Below are 15,954 nucleotides of genomic sequence, written 5' to 3'. Positions count from 1 at the left end.
CGCGCCCTTTGCTGTCTTGGGGGATTGATAACAACGCGCTAGTCTCCCCTCAGCAGGGAGACGAACGCATGCAGGATATCATCGCTCAACTTGAAACCAAGCGGGCCGAAGCGCGGGTCGGCGGTGGCCAGCGGCGCATCGATATCCAGCACGGCAAGGGCAAGCTGACTGCCCGCGAACGGCTCGAAATCCTGCTCGATCCCGGCAGTTTTGAAGAATACGACATGTTCGTCACCCACCGGGCGACCGATTTCGGCATGGCCGAGACCATCATTCCCGGCGACGGCGTCGTCACCGGCTGGGGCAAGATTGATGGCCGCATGGTCTATGTCTTCAGCCAGGATTTCACCGTCTTTGGGGGCTCGCTGAGCGAAACCCACGCCAAGAAAATCTGCAAGATCATGGATCTGGCCATGCAGAATGGCGCGCCGGTGATTGGCCTCAATGATAGTGGCGGCGCCCGTATTCAGGAGGGCGTGGCCTCGCTCGGTGGCTATGCCGACGTGTTCTGGCGCAATACTCAGGCCTCGGGCGCCGTGCCGCAGATTTCAGTGATCATGGGCCCCTGCGCTGGCGGCGCGGTCTATTCGCCCGCCATGACCGACTTCATCTACATGGTCAAAGACACCAGCTACATGTTCGTCACCGGCCCCGACGTGGTTAAGACAGTGACCAATGAGACCGTCACCCAGGAAGAACTGGGCGGTGCCTCCACCCACACCAAGATTTCCTCGGTCGCCGATGCCGCGTTTGAGAACGACATCGAAACCCTGCTCGAAGTCCGCCGGCTTTACAGCTTCCTGCCGCTCGCGGCGGGCCAGAAGCCGCCGCGCCGGCCGACCCACGAGCCCATTGTGCGCGACGATCCGAGCCTGGACACCATCATCCCCGACAGCGCCAACAAGCCCTATGACATGCGCGAGGTGATCGAGAAGATCGCCGATGAGGGCGATTTCCTCGAGCTGCAAAGGGACCATGCCGGCAATATCCTGATCGGCTTCATCCGCCTCGATGGCGAAACGGTCGGCGTCGTCGCCAACCAGCCGCTGGTGCTGGCCGGCTGCCTCGATATCAATGCCAGTAAGAAAGCCGCGCGCTTCATCCGCTTCTGCGACAGCTTTGAAATCCCCATCCTCACCCTGGTCGACGTGCCCGGCTTCCTGCCCGGCGTGGCCCAGGAATATGGCGGCATCATCAAGCATGGCGCCAAGCTGCTGTTCGCCTATGCCGAAGCCAGTGTGCCGCTGGTCACCGTCATCACCCGCAAAGCCTATGGCGGCGCCTATGACGTGATGGCGAGTAAGCACATCAAGGCCGACGTGAACTACGCCTGGCCTTCAGCCGAAATCGCGGTGATGGGCGCCAAGGGCGCCTCGGAAATCATCTATCGCTCCGAACTGGGCGACAAGGACAAGATCGCCCAGCGCACCGCCGACTACGAGGCCCGCTTCGCCAATCCCTTCGTCGCCGCCGAACGCGGCTTTATCGACGACGTCATCATGCCCCACGGCACCCGCCGCCGCGTCATCCGTGCTTTTTCCACCCTGCGCAACAAGCAGTCGCAGGGTCCGAAGAAGAAGCACGACAATATTCCGTTGTGAGGGTGGCATGGATTTGCACCCCCACCCTTGTTCCCTCCCCACAAGGGGGAGGGATACCCTCCCGGTCAGTTGTGGCACGTTGGGGCATGGCGCAAGCGTCTGGTCTGGCTTTGCGTTGGATTGGTGCGGTTCTATCGTCTCCCTCCCCCTTGTGGGGAGGGATCAAGGGTGGGGGGCTATGAGCGTTCAGCGGGCGCGGCAATTGCGGAAATCCATGCCACCGTCCGAGGCCCGGCTGTGGAACGCGCTGCGGGAACTCAAGCCGCTGGGCCACCACTTCCGGCGTCAAGTGCCGCTCGGTCCCTACTATGCCGATTTCGCCTCGCACCGCGCCAGGCTGGTGATCGAGGTAGATGGCGACAGCCATCACATGGGGCAGGCGCTGGTTCGTGATGCCGCACGCGATGGCTTCATCGCCGCTCAAGGCTATCGCGTTCTCCGCATCAGCAATGACGACGTGCGGCACAATCTGGATGACACGATGGCCATGATCCTGAATGCGCTGGCCGACACCCCCACCCTTGATCCCTCCCCACAAGGGGGAGGGAGACGCAGAGCAGACAGTCCCGCGAACAACAAAGGCGCTGGCGAAAAATGATCACCAAACTCCTCATCGCCAATCGGGGCGAGATTGCTTGCCGGGTCATCAAGACGGCCAAGCGCATGGGCATTGCCACGGTCGCTGTCTATTCGGATGCCGACCGAGAAGCGCTGCACGTGCGCATGGCCGACGAGGCCGTCCATATCGGTCCATCCCCGGCCAAGGACTCGTACCTGCAGATCGACAAGATCATCGCAGCCTGCAAATCCACAGGGGCGCAGGCCGTGCATCCCGGCTATGGCTTCCTCTCGGAAAACCCCAAATTCGCGGAAGCCCTGCAAGCCGCCGGGATCATCTTTGTCGGCCCGCCGGTCAAGGCCATCGAGGCCATGGGCGACAAGATCACATCCAAGAAACTGGCCGCTGAAGCCGGTGTCTCCACCGTGCCCGGCCATATGGGGCTGATCGACGACGCCGAGCATGCCGTGACCATTTCGAAATCCGTCGGCTACCCGGTGATGATCAAGGCCAGCGCCGGCGGTGGCGGCAAGGGCATGCGCATTGCCTGGAACGACGCCGAGGCGCGCGAGGGCTTTGATCGCTCCAAATCCGAAGCCGCATCCTCCTTTGGGGATGACCGCATCTTCATCGAGAAATTCGTCACTGAGCCGCGCCATATCGAAATCCAGCTGATCGGCGACAGCCACGGCAATGTGCTCTATCTCAACGAGCGCGAATGCTCGATCCAGCGCCGCAACCAGAAGGTCATCGAAGAGGCGCCATCGCCCTTTCTCGACGAAGCCACCCGCAAGGCCATGGGCGAACAGTCCGTCGCGCTGGCCAAGGCCGTTGGCTATCAGAGCGCTGGCACGGTCGAGTTCATCGTCGACAAGGACAAGAAGTTCTATTTCCTTGAGATGAACACCCGCCTGCAGGTGGAGCATCCCGTCACCGAGCTGATCACCGGGCTCGATCTGGTCGAACTCATGCTGCGCGCCGCCAATGGCGAAAAGCTGCCGCTCACCCAGGCGGATGTGCGGCGCAATGGCTGGGCCATTGAAAGCCGGCTTTACGCCGAAGACCCCTATCGCAATTTCCTGCCCTCGACTGGCCGACTGGTGAAGTATCAACCACCGGTCGAAAGCAACTCCGACGATCTGGTCGTGCGCAATGATACCGGCGTGTTCGAGGGCGGCGAAATCTCGACCTTTTACGATCCGATGATCGCCAAGCTGTGCACCTGGGCACCCACCCGCGGCGAAGCCATCGACGCCATGGCCGTGGCGCTGGACAGCTTTGAAGTCGAGGGCGTCGGCAACAACCTGCCATTCCTCTCGACGGTGATGGAGCAGGCGCGGTTCAGGGACGGGCGGCTGACCACCGGCTATATCGCCGAGGAATTCCCCGAGGGTTTCCACGGCGCCGAACTCAGCGAGGAGCATGTCTTCGATATCGCCGCCGCTGCGGCCATGATGATGACACGACGCGTGGCCCGCAATGGAGACACCGCGACCGCCCATCACTGGCATGTGCAACTGGGCGAGCAGGCATTGCCTGTCAGCATCAGTCCGGATGGCGACGGCTTTGTCGTCGACGCCGAATGGCGTAGTCAGGCCGCCCGTCTCGACTGGCGGCCCGGTTCGGGTCTGGCCCATGTCGACTGGTCCGATGGTCGCCGCGCCGTGCTCAAGGTCAACACCACCACTTCGGGCTTCCGCATCCGCTATCGCGGCGCAGACCTCAAGGTGCTGGTGCTCGCGCCCCATGTTGCGGCCCTGCTCAAGCACATGCCGATCAAGGTGCCGCCCGACATGAGCAAGTTCCTGCTCTGCCCCATGCCGGGGCAGGTGGTGCGCATCGATGTGGCCGAGGGGGATGTGGTCGAGGATGGCCAGACCCTGGCCATCGTTGAAGCCATGAAGATGGAAAACGTCCTCAAGGCCGAAAAGAAAGCCCGCATCAGCAAGGTCCACGCCGTTGCTGGCGAAGTGCTTGCCGTTGATCAGGTCATTCTCGAATTTGAGGCGGTGTGATGAGCCAATGCCCCCACCCTCATTCCCGCCCCACAAGGGGGAGGGATGCGCAGACGCCGAAAGTTCAATGGTGTGATGCGGGCCATGCCGCGTCGTCTCCCTCCCCCTTGTGGGGCGGGAACAAGGGTGGGGGTTACGATGTCTGACCAGAAAACCAATTTCGCCCACTGGGCCAAACTCGCCCAGGCCGAACTCAAGGACACGCCGCTGGACTCGCTGAACCGCGACTATGGCGGCGTCCCCGTGCAGCCGGTCTATTTCGGCGAGGATGGCGAAGTCCCCGGTGCCGAGCCGTTCACCCGGGGCGTGCGCGCCACCATGTATGCCAACCGGCCCTGGACGATTAGGCAATATGCCGGCTTCTCGACCGCCAAGGAGTCCAATGCCTTTTACCGGCAGGCGCTGGAAAAGGGGCAGAAGGGGCTTTCGGTTGCCTTCGATCTGGCGACCCATCGCGGCTATGACAGCGATCACCCACGCGTTGTCGGCGATGTCGGCAAGGCTGGTGTGGCCATCGATAGTGTCGAAGACATGAAGATCCTGTTCGACGGCATCCCGCTTGATCAGATGAGCGTTTCCATGACCATGAATGGCGCGGTGATCCCCGTGCTGGCCATGTTCATCGTGGCGGCCGAAGAGCAGGGCGTCAGCCAAGACAAACTGCAGGGCACCATCCAGAACGATGTGCTCAAGGAGTTCATGGTCCGCAATACCTATATCTACCCGCCCGAACCCTCCATGCGCATTGTTGGCGACATCATCGCCCACACCGCCGAGCACATGCCCAAATTCAACTCGATCTCGATCTCGGGCTATCACATGCACGAGGCCGGCGCGACGGCGGTGCAGGAACTGGCCTATACCCTGGCTGACGGCATGGAATATGTCCGCGCCGCCCAGGCCCGTGGCCTCGATATCGACAAATTCGCCGGTCGTCTCAGCTTCTTTTTCGGCATCGGCATGAACTTCTTCCTCGAAGTCTCCAAACTGCGCGCCGCGCGTCAGCTCTGGAGCGAGATCATGACCGAGCTGGGCGCGAAGGACCCTCGAAGCAAGATGCTGCGCACCCATTGCCAGACCTCGGGCGTGTCGCTGACAGAGCAGGACCCGCACAACAATATCGTGCGCACCACCATCGAGGCGCTGGCCGCCACGCTGGGCGGCACCCAGAGCCTGCACACCAACAGCTTTGACGAAGCCATCGCGCTGCCCACCGAGTTTTCCAGCCGCATCGCCCGCAATACCCAGCTGATCCTGCAACATGAAAGCCGCATCACCGACGTGGTCGATCCGCTGGGCGGCTCCTACTATGTCGAGGCGCTGACCAGGGAACTGGTCGACGGCGCCAGGGCGCTGATCGGGGAATCCGAAGCCCAGGGTGGCATGACCAAGGCCGTCCAGAGTGGCGCGCCCAAGCTCGAAATCGAAAAAGCCGCCGCCCAGCGGCAGGCCCGTGTCGATCGCGGCGAGGATGTCATTGTCGGCGTCAACCGCTACCGGCTCGATGTCGAGGATGCCCTTGAGGTGCGCGATATCGACAATGCCAAGGTACGCGCCGAACAGATCGCCCTGCTGCAGCGCGTCCGCGCCAGCCGCGACGAGGCCAAGTGCCAGTCCATGCTGGCCGCCCTGCGCGAATATGCGGCCATGGATGAGGGCAATCTGCTCGACGCGGCCATTGCTGCCGCCCGCGCCCGCGCCACTTTGGGCGAAATCAGCCAGGCCATGGAAGATGTATTCGGTCGCCACGCCGCCATCACCCGCGTCATCTCGGGCGTCTATGCCGATGGTTATGGCGATGATCCCGAATTCGCCGCCATTGCCGGGCGCATCGACAGTTTCAGGAAAAGCCGGGGCAGGGCGCCCTCCATCTTTATCGCCAAGATGGGCCAGGACGGCCATGATCGTGGCGCCAAGGTTATCGCCAGCGCCTTCGCCGATCTCGGCTTTGATGTCCATATGGGCGATCTGTTCGAGACCGCTTCCGAAGTCGCCGCCCATGTCGGAGAACTCAAGGTCGACGCCGTGGGTGTCTCCTCGCTCGCAGCAGGCCACAAGACCCTGGTGCCCGAACTGATCGCGGCGCTCAAGGACCGCGAACTGGGTGAAGTCACCGTCATTGTTGGCGGCGTCATTCCTGAGCAGGATTACGACTTCCTGCTCGATAGTGGTGTGGCCGCCATCTTTGGTCCCGGCACCAACGTGCTCAGTGCAGCCTTTTCGGTGCTCAGCCAGATCGAGGGAAGGCTCTCCAACCAATGATCGGTCGCCTCAACCACATCGCCATCGCTGTCCCCGATCTGGCCGCGGCTTCCGCCAAATACCGCGACCTGCTTGGCGCCAAGGTCGGCCAGCCGCAGGCGCTGCCCGAGCATGGTGTCACGGTGGTGTTCGTCGACACCGGCAACACCAAGGTGGAACTGCTCGAGCCGCTCGGCGAAGCTTCGCCCATCGCCGCTTTTCTGGCCAAGAACCCGGCGGGCGGCATGCACCATATCTGCTTTGAGGTCCCCGACATCGCCGCCGCTGCCGCCACCCTGACCCAGGGCGGTGCGCGGGTGCTGGGCGATGGCACGCCGAAAACTGGTGCCCATGGCAACCCGGTGCTGTTCCTGCACCCCAAGGACTTTGACGGCACGCTGATCGAACTCGAGCAAGTGCCGGCCTGAGCAAGTCTGTGCGCTGTCACGCAAGCGTCACAGCTTCGTCACCCAACCGATAAGTACCATTGTTAGGCAGCCCTCGCTCGCATCAGACGAGCCAGTGAGGGCGCCCGTCCTGCTGATATTTTCCGTCATGTAGGAGAGACCTTATGGTTCGCCTTTCCCTTGCCGCACTCGCGCTCGCCCTGACCTCCACCACCGCCTTCGCACAGACCGAAGTGAGCTGGTGGCATGCCATGGGCGGCGAACTGGGCGAAAAGCTCGAAGAAATTGTCGCCACCTATAATGATAGCCAGTCCGACTATCACGTGACCCCGGTCTATAAGGGCTCCTATACCGAGACCATGACCGCTGCCATCGCCGCATTCCGCGCCGGCGAACAGCCAGACATCGTCCAGGTGTTTGAAGTGGGCACCGGCACCATGATGGCCGCCCAAGGCGCCGTTTACCCAGTCTATCAGCTGATGGCTGATATGGGCGCCGATTTCGATCAGTCCGGCTTCCTGCCCGCCGTTGTCGGCTACTACACCGACACCCAGGGCAATATGCTCTCGATGCCGTTCAACTCCTCGACCCCGATCCTGTACTACAACAAGGACGTGTTCGAAGCCGCAGGTCTTGACCGCGACGTGCCACCCAAGACCTGGGAAGAACTCGAAGCCTTCTCGCACCAGATTATGGAATCGGGCGCTGCCACATGTGGCTTCAGCTCGGGCTGGATTTCCTGGGTGCAGCTTGAGAATTTCTCGGCCTGGCACAATCTGCAGATCGGCACTGAAGAGAACGGTTTTGCTGGTCTCAATACCGAGTTGACCATGAATGGCCCGGATCAGGCCAAGCACTGGGCAAACCTGAAGAAGTGGCAGGATGAGGGCCTGTTCCAGTACGGCGGACCTGGCGGCGGTGCTGATGCCCCGGCCAAGTTCTACACCCAGGAATGCGCCATCTACATGAACTCGTCGGCCTCGCGTGCCGGCGTGATCAACAATGCTGCTGACTTCGAAGTTGGCTACGGCATGCTGCCCTATTATGAGGGTGTCGAAGGCGCACCACAGAACTCGATCATCGGCGGCGCGACCCTGTGGGTGCTGCAGGGCCATGACGAAGCCGAATATAAGGGCGTTGCTGACTTCTTCAGCTACCTCTCCTCTGCTGAAGTTCAGGCCGACTGGCACCAGTTCTCGGGCTACCTGCCAATCACCCAGGCTGCCTATGAACTGGGTCAGCAGCAGGGCTATTACGCCGCCAATCCCGGTTCCGACGTCGCCATCAAGCAGATCACGCTGAACGCTCCCACGGTCAACTCCAAGGGTCTGCGCTTCGGCAATTACACCCAGATCCGCGACGTGATCGATCAGGAATTCCAGGCGCTGCTGGCAGGTGACAAGACCGCCCAGGAAGCTCTGGACGCGCTGGTAAGCCGCGGCAACGAGATGCTGCGCGATTTCGAAGCCACCAATAACTAGGCCTCACCTCCCGGGCAGGGGCGGCCATGGTCGCCCCTGTTTCCTTGCCACTTCTCGGCCGCGGTCCATCCCCGGCAGACTTCAGCGGACCCGGTCATGGATACCAAGCGCACCACCTTTCCCAGCATGGCATTGCCCTATTTCCTAGTGGCGCCGCAGCTCATCATCACCTTGATCTTCTTCATCTGGCCCGCAGGGCAGGCGGTGAAGTCATCATTCGAGCGCGAAGATCCGTTTGGGCTTTCCACCAATTTTGTCGGCCTGCTGCACTATGGCCGTCTGTTTGCCGACCCTGACTATCTCGCCGCAATCGGCCGTACGGCGCTGTTCGCGCTGGCCGTGACCATCATTTCGATGGGGCTGGCCTTGATCCTGGCGGTCTGCGTCAATCGGCTGATCCGCAGCGGCACGGCCTATTCCACCATGCTGTTGTGGCCCTATGCGGTCTCGCCCGTTGTGGCGGGCATATTGTGGTGGTTCATCTTCAATTCCAGCACCGGCATTCTGCCCTATCTGCTGGCCTATTTCGGCATTGACTGGGACCATCAGCTCAACGGCACCCAGGCGATGATCCTGATCATCATCGCGGCCAGCTGGAAGCAGATATCCTACAACTTCCTGTTCTTTCTGGCGGGGCTGCAATCGGTGCCCCAATCGCTCAGCGAAGCGGCCGCCATCGACAGTGCCGGGCCCTGGAAACGCTTCTGGACCATTGTCTTTCCGTTGCTCTCGCCGACCACCTTCTTCCTGATGATCGTCAACCTCAACTACACCATGTTCGACACCTTCGGCATCGTCGATGCCACCACCGCTGGCGGGCCCAATCAGGCCACCAACATCCTTGTCTACAAGGTTTATTCGGACGGCTATATCGGCCTCAATATCGGCTCGTCCTCCGCCCAGTCGGTCATTTTGATGATGTTCGTCATCGGCCTCACCATCATCCAGTTCCGCTTCGTGGAACGCCGGGTGCAATACTAGGAGCACGGCTTTGGTCGAAAATCGTCCCTTCCTGACTGTCCTGACCCACCTGTTCCTGATCGCCGGGGTAATCGTGGTGATCTTTCCGGTCTATATCGCGGTGGTCGCGGCCACCCATGGTCCGTTGGCCCTGTCCTCGGGGGCCATGCCCATGCTCCCCGGTAGCGAGCTGATCAACAACATCATGCAGGTGCTGACCGAGACCCGTCGCGGTGTCGCGCCGTTCTGGCTGATGGCGTGGAACTCGCTGATGATGGCGGTGCTGATCACCGTCGGCAAAATCGCCATTTCGATCATCTCGGCCTATGCCATCGTCTATTTCCGGTTTCCCGGCCGCCTGCTGGTGTTCTGGCTGATTTTCATCACTCTGATGCTGCCTGTCGAAGTGCGCATCATCCCTACCTTCAAGGTGGTGGCTGATCTGGGCCTGCTCAATTCCTATGCTGGCCTCACCATTCCCCTGATCGCCTCGGCCACGGCGACCTTCCTGTTCCGCCAGTTCTTCATGACCATTCCTGACGAACTGATGGAAGCGGCACGTGTCGACGGTGCGGGGCCCATGAAGTTCTTCCGCGATATCCTGCTGCCGCTCAGCCGCACCAATATCGCGGCGCTGTGCGTCATCCTCTTCATCTATGGCTGGATGCAGTATCTCTGGCCGCTGCTCGTCACCACCGATCCCAAATACTACACGCTGATGATGGGTGTGAAGCGCATGGCGACCGTGGCTGACAGCGACCCGCAATGGAACATCATCATGGCCGCTGTCGTGCTGGCCATGCTGCCCCCCGTCCTCATCGTCATTTTCATGCAGCGCCTGTTCGTCAAGGGCCTGGTCGAAACGGAGAAATAGTCATGGCAAGCATCGACCTGACCGGCGTCAAGAAAACCTATCCCGGCGGCGTGGCCGTGGTGCACGGCATCGACCTGCAGATTGCCGATGGCGAACTGGTCGTGCTGGTGGGCCCCTCGGGCTGCGGCAAGTCCACCCTGCTGCGCATGATTGCGGGGCTCGAAACCATCACCGAAGGGGAGATTTCCATCGATGGTGATGTGGTCAATCGCAAGGAGCCCGCCGAGCGCGACATCGCCATGGTGTTCCAGAACTATGCGCTCTATCCGCATATGAGCGTGCGCGGTAATCTGGAATACGGGTTGAAGAACCGGGGTACCCAGCGCGCCGAGATTGACGCCCGCGTGGCCGAGGCGGCGCGCATTCTCGAGATCACGCCTTTCCTTGATCGCAAGCCGCGCCAGCTCTCTGGCGGCCAGCGCCAGCGCGTGGCCATGGGTCGCGCCATTGTCCGCAAGCCCAAGGCGTTCCTGTTCGATGAGCCGTTGAGCAATCTCGATGCCAAGCTGCGTGGACAGATGCGCATTGAAATTCGCCGCCTGCAGCGCGCGCTCAAGACCACCAGTGTTTACGTCACCCACGATCAGCTTGAAGCCATGACCCTGGCCGACCGGCTGGTGGTGATGAATGCCGGCCGCATCGAGCAGGTCGGCAAGCCCATCGAACTCTATGACCGCCCAGCCTCGTTGTTTGTCGCGGGCTTTATCGGGTCGCCGCCAATGAACCTGATGCCGATGGAGCAGGTCCAGGCGCTTGCGGGTGTTCACGTCCCAACCGATCTGCCCCAGGGCACCGACATTGTCGGCGTGCGTCCCGATGCCGTGCGGCTGGGCAAGGCCGGGGCAGGGGAGATGGGGCTGAGTGGTACGGTCGAGCTGATCGAACCGGTGGGGGGCGAGAGCCATCTCTATTTGCGGGTCGAAGGGCTGGATCAGGCGGTAATCGTTGTGGCTCAGGGGCGCTCTGAGCTATCAGAAGGCGCGCGCCTTGATCTGACGCTGCCGCGCGCGGGCCTGCACCCCTTCAACAGTGCCACCGGCCGCCGGCTCGATGATGGCGCTGCCGTCCCTGATCGTCAGCCAACGCCGTTGCCCGATGCCATCAGCTCGTTTGCCACGCCAGCAGGATAAGCCGCTCATGAACAATATCGCACTCGGGGAGCTTGTCCTCACCAATGCCCGGATCGTTCTGGCTAATGAAATCATCGAGGGCTCGGTGCGGGTCGATGGTGGTGTCATCACCGATATCGGCACGCCCGTCCGCAAGGGTATTGATCTTGATGGCGATTATCTGATCCCCGGCCTGGTGGAACTGCACACCGATCATCTTGAAACCCACTATGCGCCGCGCCCCAAGGTGCGCTGGAACCCGGTAGCAGCCGTGCAGGCCCATGATGCCCAGATCGCGGCCTCGGGTATCACCACCGTGCTTGACGCCATCCGTGTCGGGCTCGACGAGAATTCGGACATGGGCGCTGTTGAAATGAAGACCCTTACCGGTGCCATTGCGGCGGGCACCAAGGCGGGGCGACTGCGCGCCGAGCACCACATCCATCTGCGTTGCGAAGTCTCCGCGCCTGACTGCCTGGAGAGCTTCAACCTGCTCAAGGATGATCCGCAGGTGCGTCTGGTGTCCCTGATGGACCACGCCCCCGGCCAGCGTCAGTTCGCCAGCATGGACGCCTACAAGACCTACTACCAGGGCAAGCTCAAGCTCAGCGATGCCGAGCTCGACGACTTTACCCGCCGTCGCAATATCGAATCCGATAGCTTTGCCGGGCCACATCGCCGGGCCATCGCCCAGGCCTGCAGGGCGCTCGGCATCGTGCTGGCAAGCCATGATGATGCCACCCGCGACCATGTCGAGGAGGCTGTCGCGCTGGGCATTGATGTCGCCGAATTCCCCACCACCATGGAAGCCGCCAAGGCATCACGTCAGGCAGGCATGGCCATCCTGATGGGCGGACCCAATGTGGTGCGCGGCGGATCTCATTCCGGCAATGTGTCGGCGCGGGCGCTGGCCGAAGCCGATCTGCTCGATATCCTGTCGTCGGACTACATTCCTTTCTCTATGCTACAGTCTGCATTCTCGCTCGCCGAGAACGTTGAGGGGATAAGTTTGGCCAAGGCCGTGCAATTGGTGACCAAGCGTCCCGCAGAAGCTGCCGGTTTCCGCGACCGGGGCGAGATTGTCACGGGCAAGCGTGCCGACTTCGTTCATCTGCGTGTCGAGGACGGTATCCCCATCGTGCTGACCGTGTATCGTGAAGGCCGTCGCGTCATATGAGTGGGACTTTTGTCGCCGTTGTCGGCCCCAGTGGCGCAGGCAAGGATAGCCTGATGAACTTCGCCCGCGAGCGGCTTGAGCCGAGCGGCCTGATCCATGTCGTGCGTCGCGTTGTGACGCGTCAGGCCGATGGCGATAGCGAAGACCATGACAGCCTTGATGAGGCCGCCTTTGCGCAGGCTGAACGCGATGGTGCCTTTGCGCTGACCTGGGGTGCCCATGGCCTGCGCTATGGCTTGCCCATCGGGCTCGAGGACGATCTGAGCGCCGGTCGGATCGTGGTGGCCAATCTCTCGCGCGCGATGATCCCGCAACTGATCGAGCGCTATGCCGATGCTGTGGTAGTGGCGGTGTCTGCCAAGCGTGAGGTGATCGAACAACGTCTGGCCGATCGCGGGCGCGAGACGGCGCAATCGATCCAGAACCGTATGGAACGCCGGGTCAGCGACCGCCTGCCAGCAAGCACCATCCGGATCGACAATTCCGGCGCGCTGGAGGTCGCAGGCATGCAGTTCGTGGCGCTGCTCGAGGATCTGGCCCGGCAGGCCAGACGCGCCTAGACCACAAGTTCCATACGCTCAGCCGGAAACCGGCTCAGGGCATAGGAGATGGGATGACCCTCTGCATCCTCGTCAACGGCCTCTGACACCAGCACGATGGCCCCGGCCGACAGCGCCAGCAGCTTTGTTTCCTCGACATCGGCATGGCGTGCCGAAATGCGGGTCGAGGCACGCGCATAGTCGGCAATCCCATAGCTGGCAAAGGTCGCCGTGAACGAGGTCATCTCGATGATACGCTGGCCGAAGTCGGCAAACTGGCGATAGGCCAGCCAGGTGGTGCTGCGCGACAGCGGGCGGCCATCGGCCGACGATAGCCCTTCGATCCGCACGACCTTGGCGCCGGTGGGAATGGCCAGTGCGCGGCCGATACTGGCTGTGGCATTCTCGATTTTGTCGCCTAGATGCTGGGTGGACAGGCTCCGGGCCTGACCGGCCAGACCTTCGGAAAACCGGGTGCGGCGGCCAATCGGATAGCTCAGTCGTCGCGCGCTGCGCACAAAGGTGCCGCGCCCCTGCTCGGCGGCCACAACCCCTTCATCAGCCAGCACAGCCAGCGCCCGGCGCACGGTATGACGATTGGCAGAAAAGCGAGCGGCCAGCGCCGCTTCCGTTGGCAGCCTGTCGCCCGCCGCCAGCTTGCCGCCGACAATGTCGAGCCGGATCGCATCGGCGATGCGTCGCCACAGCGCGACCCCGCCCAGAGCACTTTTCTGATCTGTCATTGCACTTTCACACAGAACGCCTAAGACCGGAATGAGGACACTAGTTGTATAGTAGATTAGACAAATCGAGGCAAGCATGCAAACCGCAATGAGCAGCGATCAGGCCCGGCGCAAGGCAGCGCTCGATACGCTGGCCAGCGCGCCGGCCCGCGAACTGGCCGCCGTCTGGGACGCCTGGACCGACAAGCCCGACTATACCCCCATTCGCGGACCCGAGGTCGGGCTCGTTATGGTGCGCGGTCGGGCCGGTGGTGGCGGCGCCCCCTTCAATATGGGCGAAGCCAGTGTCAGCCGGGCCAGCGTCCGCATTATAACCGGTCAGATTGGGCACGGGTATTGTTTGGGGCGCGATCTGGCCAAGGCACAGGCCATCGCGGTGATCGACGCGCTCTGGCAGACCCGGCCTGAGGCGGTAGAGGCGCAGATTATCGCGCCATTGCAACAGCTTGCGCAGCGAAACGATGCCGTGCGGCGCGGCGAAGCAGCGGCCACCAAGGTCGACTTTTTCACCATGGTGCGAGGGGATAACTGAAATGGACACGCTGCTTGAAGGCGGATTTGCCGATCCCGTGCTGCAATCGGGGGCTGCGTTCCGCGCCGTGATGGCTGCGCTGGCCAACCCCGGAACAGTGCAAAACCTGGTCACACCTGCACCCATTTCTGACAGCATGTCGACCGAATTGGTGAGCGTACTGCTCACACTGAGCGATCACGACAGCCCCATTTGGCTCGATGACGTGCTGCGCGCCGACACGGCCGTTCTGGAGTTCGTGGCGTTTCATGCTGGCGCGCCACTGGTGAGCGACCCGCAAAAGGCGGTCTTCGCCATTGCTGGCGAAGCAACACGTTTGCCCGCCTTGGACCAGTTCAATCTGGGTACCCAGGAATACCCTGATCGTTCGACCACCATCGTGCTCGCCGTGCCAGCGCTGCATGGTGGCGCGGCGCTGACCCTGCGCGGCCCGGGCATCAAGGACACGCTCCATATTAGCCCGCTTGGCCTGCCCGAGGATTTCCGTGCGCAATGGGCCGCCAATCGGGCGTTGTTCCCGCGCGGCATCGATCTGCTGCTGGTGGCCGATGGGCAGGTCATGGGCCTGCCGCGCTCCACCCGCATTGTGGAAGGAAGCTGAGATGTATGTAGCCGTAAAGGGCGGTGAGGCCGCCATTGCCAACGCCCATGCCCTGCTGGCCGATCGCCGCCGCGGCGACCGTTCCGTGCCCGGCCTGCGCCTCGACCAGATTGTTGAGCAATTGGGGCTGGCCGTCGACCGCGCTATGGGCGAGGGCTCGCTCTATGATACCGAGCTGGCGGCGCTGGCGCTGCTGCAGGCTCGTGGCGATCTGATCGAGGCGATCTTTCTGGTGCGCGCCTATCGCACCACGCTGCCGCGCTTTGGCTATTCCCGGCCCATCGAGACGGGGCAGATGCTGATCGAAAGACGCATCTCGGCCACCTTCAAGGACCTGCCTGGTGGGCAGATGCTGGGCCCAACCTTTGATTACACCCATCGCCTGCTCGATCCATCAATTGTCGATGGCGATGTGCCAGCCCCGATCCTGCGCGAGGAAACCCCTGTCGCCGCGCCGCGCGTTACCGACTTGCTGGGGCGCCAGGGGCTGATGGAGCCCGATGGCGAAACCGATCCGGATCGCCCGGTGGGCGATCTGACCCGCGAGCCGCTGGACTTCCCGCTCGACCGTGACTTGCGCCTGCAGGCTCTGGCGCGTGGCGATGAGGGTTTCCTGCTGGCACTGGCCTATTCCACCCAGCGCGGCTATGGCCGCAGCCATCCTTTCGTCGGCGAGATCCGCATCGGCGAGGTCGACGTCGAATTTGACGTTCCCGAGCTGGGTTTTGCCGTCAATCTGGGCCGCATCCGCGTCACCGAATGCCAGATGGTCAACCAGTTCAAGGGGTCGGCCAAGCTGCCGCCGCAGTTCACGCGCGGTTATGGCCTGGTATTCGGGCAGGCTGAACGCAAGGCCATGGCCATGTCGCTGGTGGATCGCGCGCTGCGGGCGCGTGAATTTGGCGAGGACATTGTCGCCCCTGCCCAGGACGAGGAATTCGTCATTGCCCATTCCGACAATGTGCAGGCCACCGGCTTCGTGGAACACCTCAAATTGCCGCACTATGTCGATTTCCAGGCCGAGCTCGACCTGATCCGCCGCATGCGGGCAGAACATGAAACGGCAGGGATCAGGGAGGCGGCAGAATGATGCCCGGTTTTCTGTGCCTGTGGCC

At 62.2% G+C, this 15,954-nt stretch carries 14 protein-coding genes and 1 pseudogene; 14 read left to right on the top strand and 1 reads right to left on the bottom strand.

What is annotated here, in order from left to right:
- Positions 1-68 precede the first annotated feature (68 nt).
- From KD146_RS11110 to phnN, 11 genes and pseudogenes are all read left to right on the top strand, one after another.
- Positions 69-1,601 carry an acyl-CoA carboxylase subunit beta gene (locus KD146_RS11110; protein WP_212658732.1) on the top strand — a complete coding sequence of 511 codons (1,533 nt, stop codon included), beginning with the start codon at positions 69-71 and terminating at the stop codon, positions 1,599-1,601.
- Positions 1,602-1,608: 7 nt separating this feature from the next.
- The gene (locus KD146_RS11105; RefSeq protein ID WP_345790784.1) at positions 1,609-2,199 is read left to right on the top strand and encodes an endonuclease domain-containing protein; all 591 of its coding nucleotides are present in this window, start codon (positions 1,609-1,611) and stop codon (positions 2,197-2,199) included.
- Entirely contained in the window at positions 2,196-4,175 is a 1,980-nt protein-coding gene (locus KD146_RS11100) for an acetyl-CoA carboxylase biotin carboxylase subunit (protein ID WP_212658730.1), read from the top strand. Before KD146_RS11105 ends, KD146_RS11100 begins: the two co-directional genes overlap by 4 nt.
- Positions 4,176-4,313: 138 nt before the next feature.
- Positions 4,314-6,437 carry a methylmalonyl-CoA mutase gene (scpA, locus tag KD146_RS11095; protein WP_212658729.1) on the top strand — a complete coding sequence of 708 codons (2,124 nt, stop codon included), beginning with the start codon at positions 4,314-4,316 and terminating at the stop codon, positions 6,435-6,437.
- The gene (gene mce / locus KD146_RS11090) at positions 6,434-6,844 is read left to right on the top strand and encodes a methylmalonyl-CoA epimerase (protein ID WP_212658728.1); all 411 of its coding nucleotides are present in this window, start codon (positions 6,434-6,436) and stop codon (positions 6,842-6,844) included. The genes scpA and mce overlap by 4 nt, the downstream gene beginning before the upstream one ends.
- 143 nt (positions 6,845-6,987) lie before the next feature.
- Positions 6,988-8,304, top strand: coding sequence for a sn-glycerol-3-phosphate ABC transporter substrate-binding protein UgpB (ugpB, locus tag KD146_RS11085; RefSeq protein ID WP_212658727.1), 1,317 nt, complete (start codon positions 6,988-6,990; stop codon positions 8,302-8,304).
- Between the two features lie 96 nt (positions 8,305-8,400).
- Positions 8,401-9,285 carry a sn-glycerol-3-phosphate ABC transporter permease UgpA gene (gene ugpA / locus KD146_RS11080; RefSeq protein WP_212658726.1) on the top strand — a complete coding sequence of 295 codons (885 nt, stop codon included), beginning with the start codon at positions 8,401-8,403 and terminating at the stop codon, positions 9,283-9,285.
- 10 nt (positions 9,286-9,295) lie between these two features.
- A complete protein-coding gene (gene ugpE / locus KD146_RS11075; RefSeq protein WP_212658725.1) occupies positions 9,296-10,138 on the top strand; it encodes a sn-glycerol-3-phosphate ABC transporter permease UgpE in 843 nt (280 codons plus the stop codon).
- Between the two features lie 2 nt (positions 10,139-10,140).
- Positions 10,141-11,190 (top strand): annotated as a pseudogene (locus tag KD146_RS11070) (sn-glycerol-3-phosphate import ATP-binding protein UgpC); the annotation flags it as partial.
- 85 nt (positions 11,191-11,275) lie between these two features.
- A complete protein-coding gene (locus tag KD146_RS11065; protein WP_212658723.1) occupies positions 11,276-12,424 on the top strand; it encodes an alpha-D-ribose 1-methylphosphonate 5-triphosphate diphosphatase in 1,149 nt (382 codons plus the stop codon).
- Positions 12,421-12,984, top strand: a complete 564-nt coding sequence (gene phnN / locus KD146_RS11060) for a phosphonate metabolism protein/1,5-bisphosphokinase (PRPP-forming) PhnN (RefSeq protein WP_212658722.1) — start codon at positions 12,421-12,423, stop codon at positions 12,982-12,984. The genes KD146_RS11065 and phnN overlap by 4 nt, the downstream gene beginning before the upstream one ends.
- On the opposite strand, the gene phnF is transcribed toward phnN, so the two are convergent.
- Positions 12,981-13,706, bottom strand: coding sequence for a phosphonate metabolism transcriptional regulator PhnF (gene phnF, locus KD146_RS11055; RefSeq protein WP_212658721.1), 726 nt, complete (start codon positions 13,704-13,706; stop codon positions 12,981-12,983). The two genes, phnN and phnF, sit on opposite strands and share 4 nt — an antisense overlap.
- A gap of 76 nt (positions 13,707-13,782) precedes the next feature.
- Here phnF and phnG point away from each other — a divergent pair, with 76 nt between their 5' ends.
- The 3 genes from phnG to KD146_RS11040 are packed head-to-tail and all read left to right on the top strand — an operon-like array spanning position 13,783 to position 15,929.
- Positions 13,783-14,238, top strand: coding sequence for a phosphonate C-P lyase system protein PhnG (gene phnG / locus KD146_RS11050; protein ID WP_212658720.1), 456 nt, complete (start codon positions 13,783-13,785; stop codon positions 14,236-14,238).
- Position 14,239: 1 nt separating this feature from the next.
- Positions 14,240-14,839 (top strand): phosphonate C-P lyase system protein PhnH, encoded by a 600-nt coding sequence (gene phnH / locus KD146_RS11045; protein WP_249327646.1) that lies wholly within the window; start codon positions 14,240-14,242, stop codon positions 14,837-14,839.
- A 1-nt stretch (position 14,840) separates the two neighbouring features.
- On the top strand, positions 14,841-15,929 hold the full coding sequence (locus tag KD146_RS11040; protein WP_212658719.1) for a carbon-phosphorus lyase complex subunit: 1,089 nt from the start codon (positions 14,841-14,843) through the stop codon (positions 15,927-15,929).
- Positions 15,930-15,954 lie beyond the last annotated feature (25 nt).

Source organism: Devosia litorisediminis (assembly GCF_018334155.1).
Classification (GTDB): Bacteria; Pseudomonadota; Alphaproteobacteria; order Rhizobiales; family Devosiaceae; genus Devosia; species Devosia litorisediminis.
Note: the sequence above shows the minus strand (reverse complement) of the source record. Positions and strands in the feature narration are given on the sequence as shown.

Excerpts from the sequence above, each read along its gene's own strand:
- KD146_RS11110 (WP_212658732.1), top strand. The coding sequence starts at position 69 with ATGCAGGATATCATCGCTCAACTTGAAACCAAGCGGGCCGAAGCGCGG.
- KD146_RS11105 (WP_345790784.1), top strand. The coding sequence starts at position 1,609 with ATGGATTTGCACCCCCACCCTTGTTCCCTCCCCACAAGGGGGAGGGAT.
- KD146_RS11100 (WP_212658730.1), top strand. The coding sequence starts at position 2,196 with ATGATCACCAAACTCCTCATCGCCAATCGGGGCGAGATTGCTTGCCGG.
- scpA (WP_212658729.1), top strand. The coding sequence starts at position 4,314 with ATGTCTGACCAGAAAACCAATTTCGCCCACTGGGCCAAACTCGCCCAG.
- mce (WP_212658728.1), top strand. The coding sequence starts at position 6,434 with ATGATCGGTCGCCTCAACCACATCGCCATCGCTGTCCCCGATCTGGCC.
- ugpB (WP_212658727.1), top strand. The coding sequence starts at position 6,988 with ATGGTTCGCCTTTCCCTTGCCGCACTCGCGCTCGCCCTGACCTCCACC.
- ugpA (WP_212658726.1), top strand. The coding sequence starts at position 8,401 with ATGGATACCAAGCGCACCACCTTTCCCAGCATGGCATTGCCCTATTTC.
- KD146_RS11065 (WP_212658723.1), top strand. The coding sequence starts at position 11,276 with ATGAACAATATCGCACTCGGGGAGCTTGTCCTCACCAATGCCCGGATC.
- phnN (WP_212658722.1), top strand. The coding sequence starts at position 12,421 with ATGAGTGGGACTTTTGTCGCCGTTGTCGGCCCCAGTGGCGCAGGCAAG.
- phnF (WP_212658721.1), bottom strand. The coding sequence starts at position 13,706 with ATGACAGATCAGAAAAGTGCTCTGGGCGGGGTCGCGCTGTGGCGACGC.
- phnG (WP_212658720.1), top strand. The coding sequence starts at position 13,783 with ATGCAAACCGCAATGAGCAGCGATCAGGCCCGGCGCAAGGCAGCGCTC.
- phnH (WP_249327646.1), top strand. The coding sequence starts at position 14,240 with ATGGACACGCTGCTTGAAGGCGGATTTGCCGATCCCGTGCTGCAATCG.
- KD146_RS11040 (WP_212658719.1), top strand. The coding sequence starts at position 14,841 with ATGTATGTAGCCGTAAAGGGCGGTGAGGCCGCCATTGCCAACGCCCAT.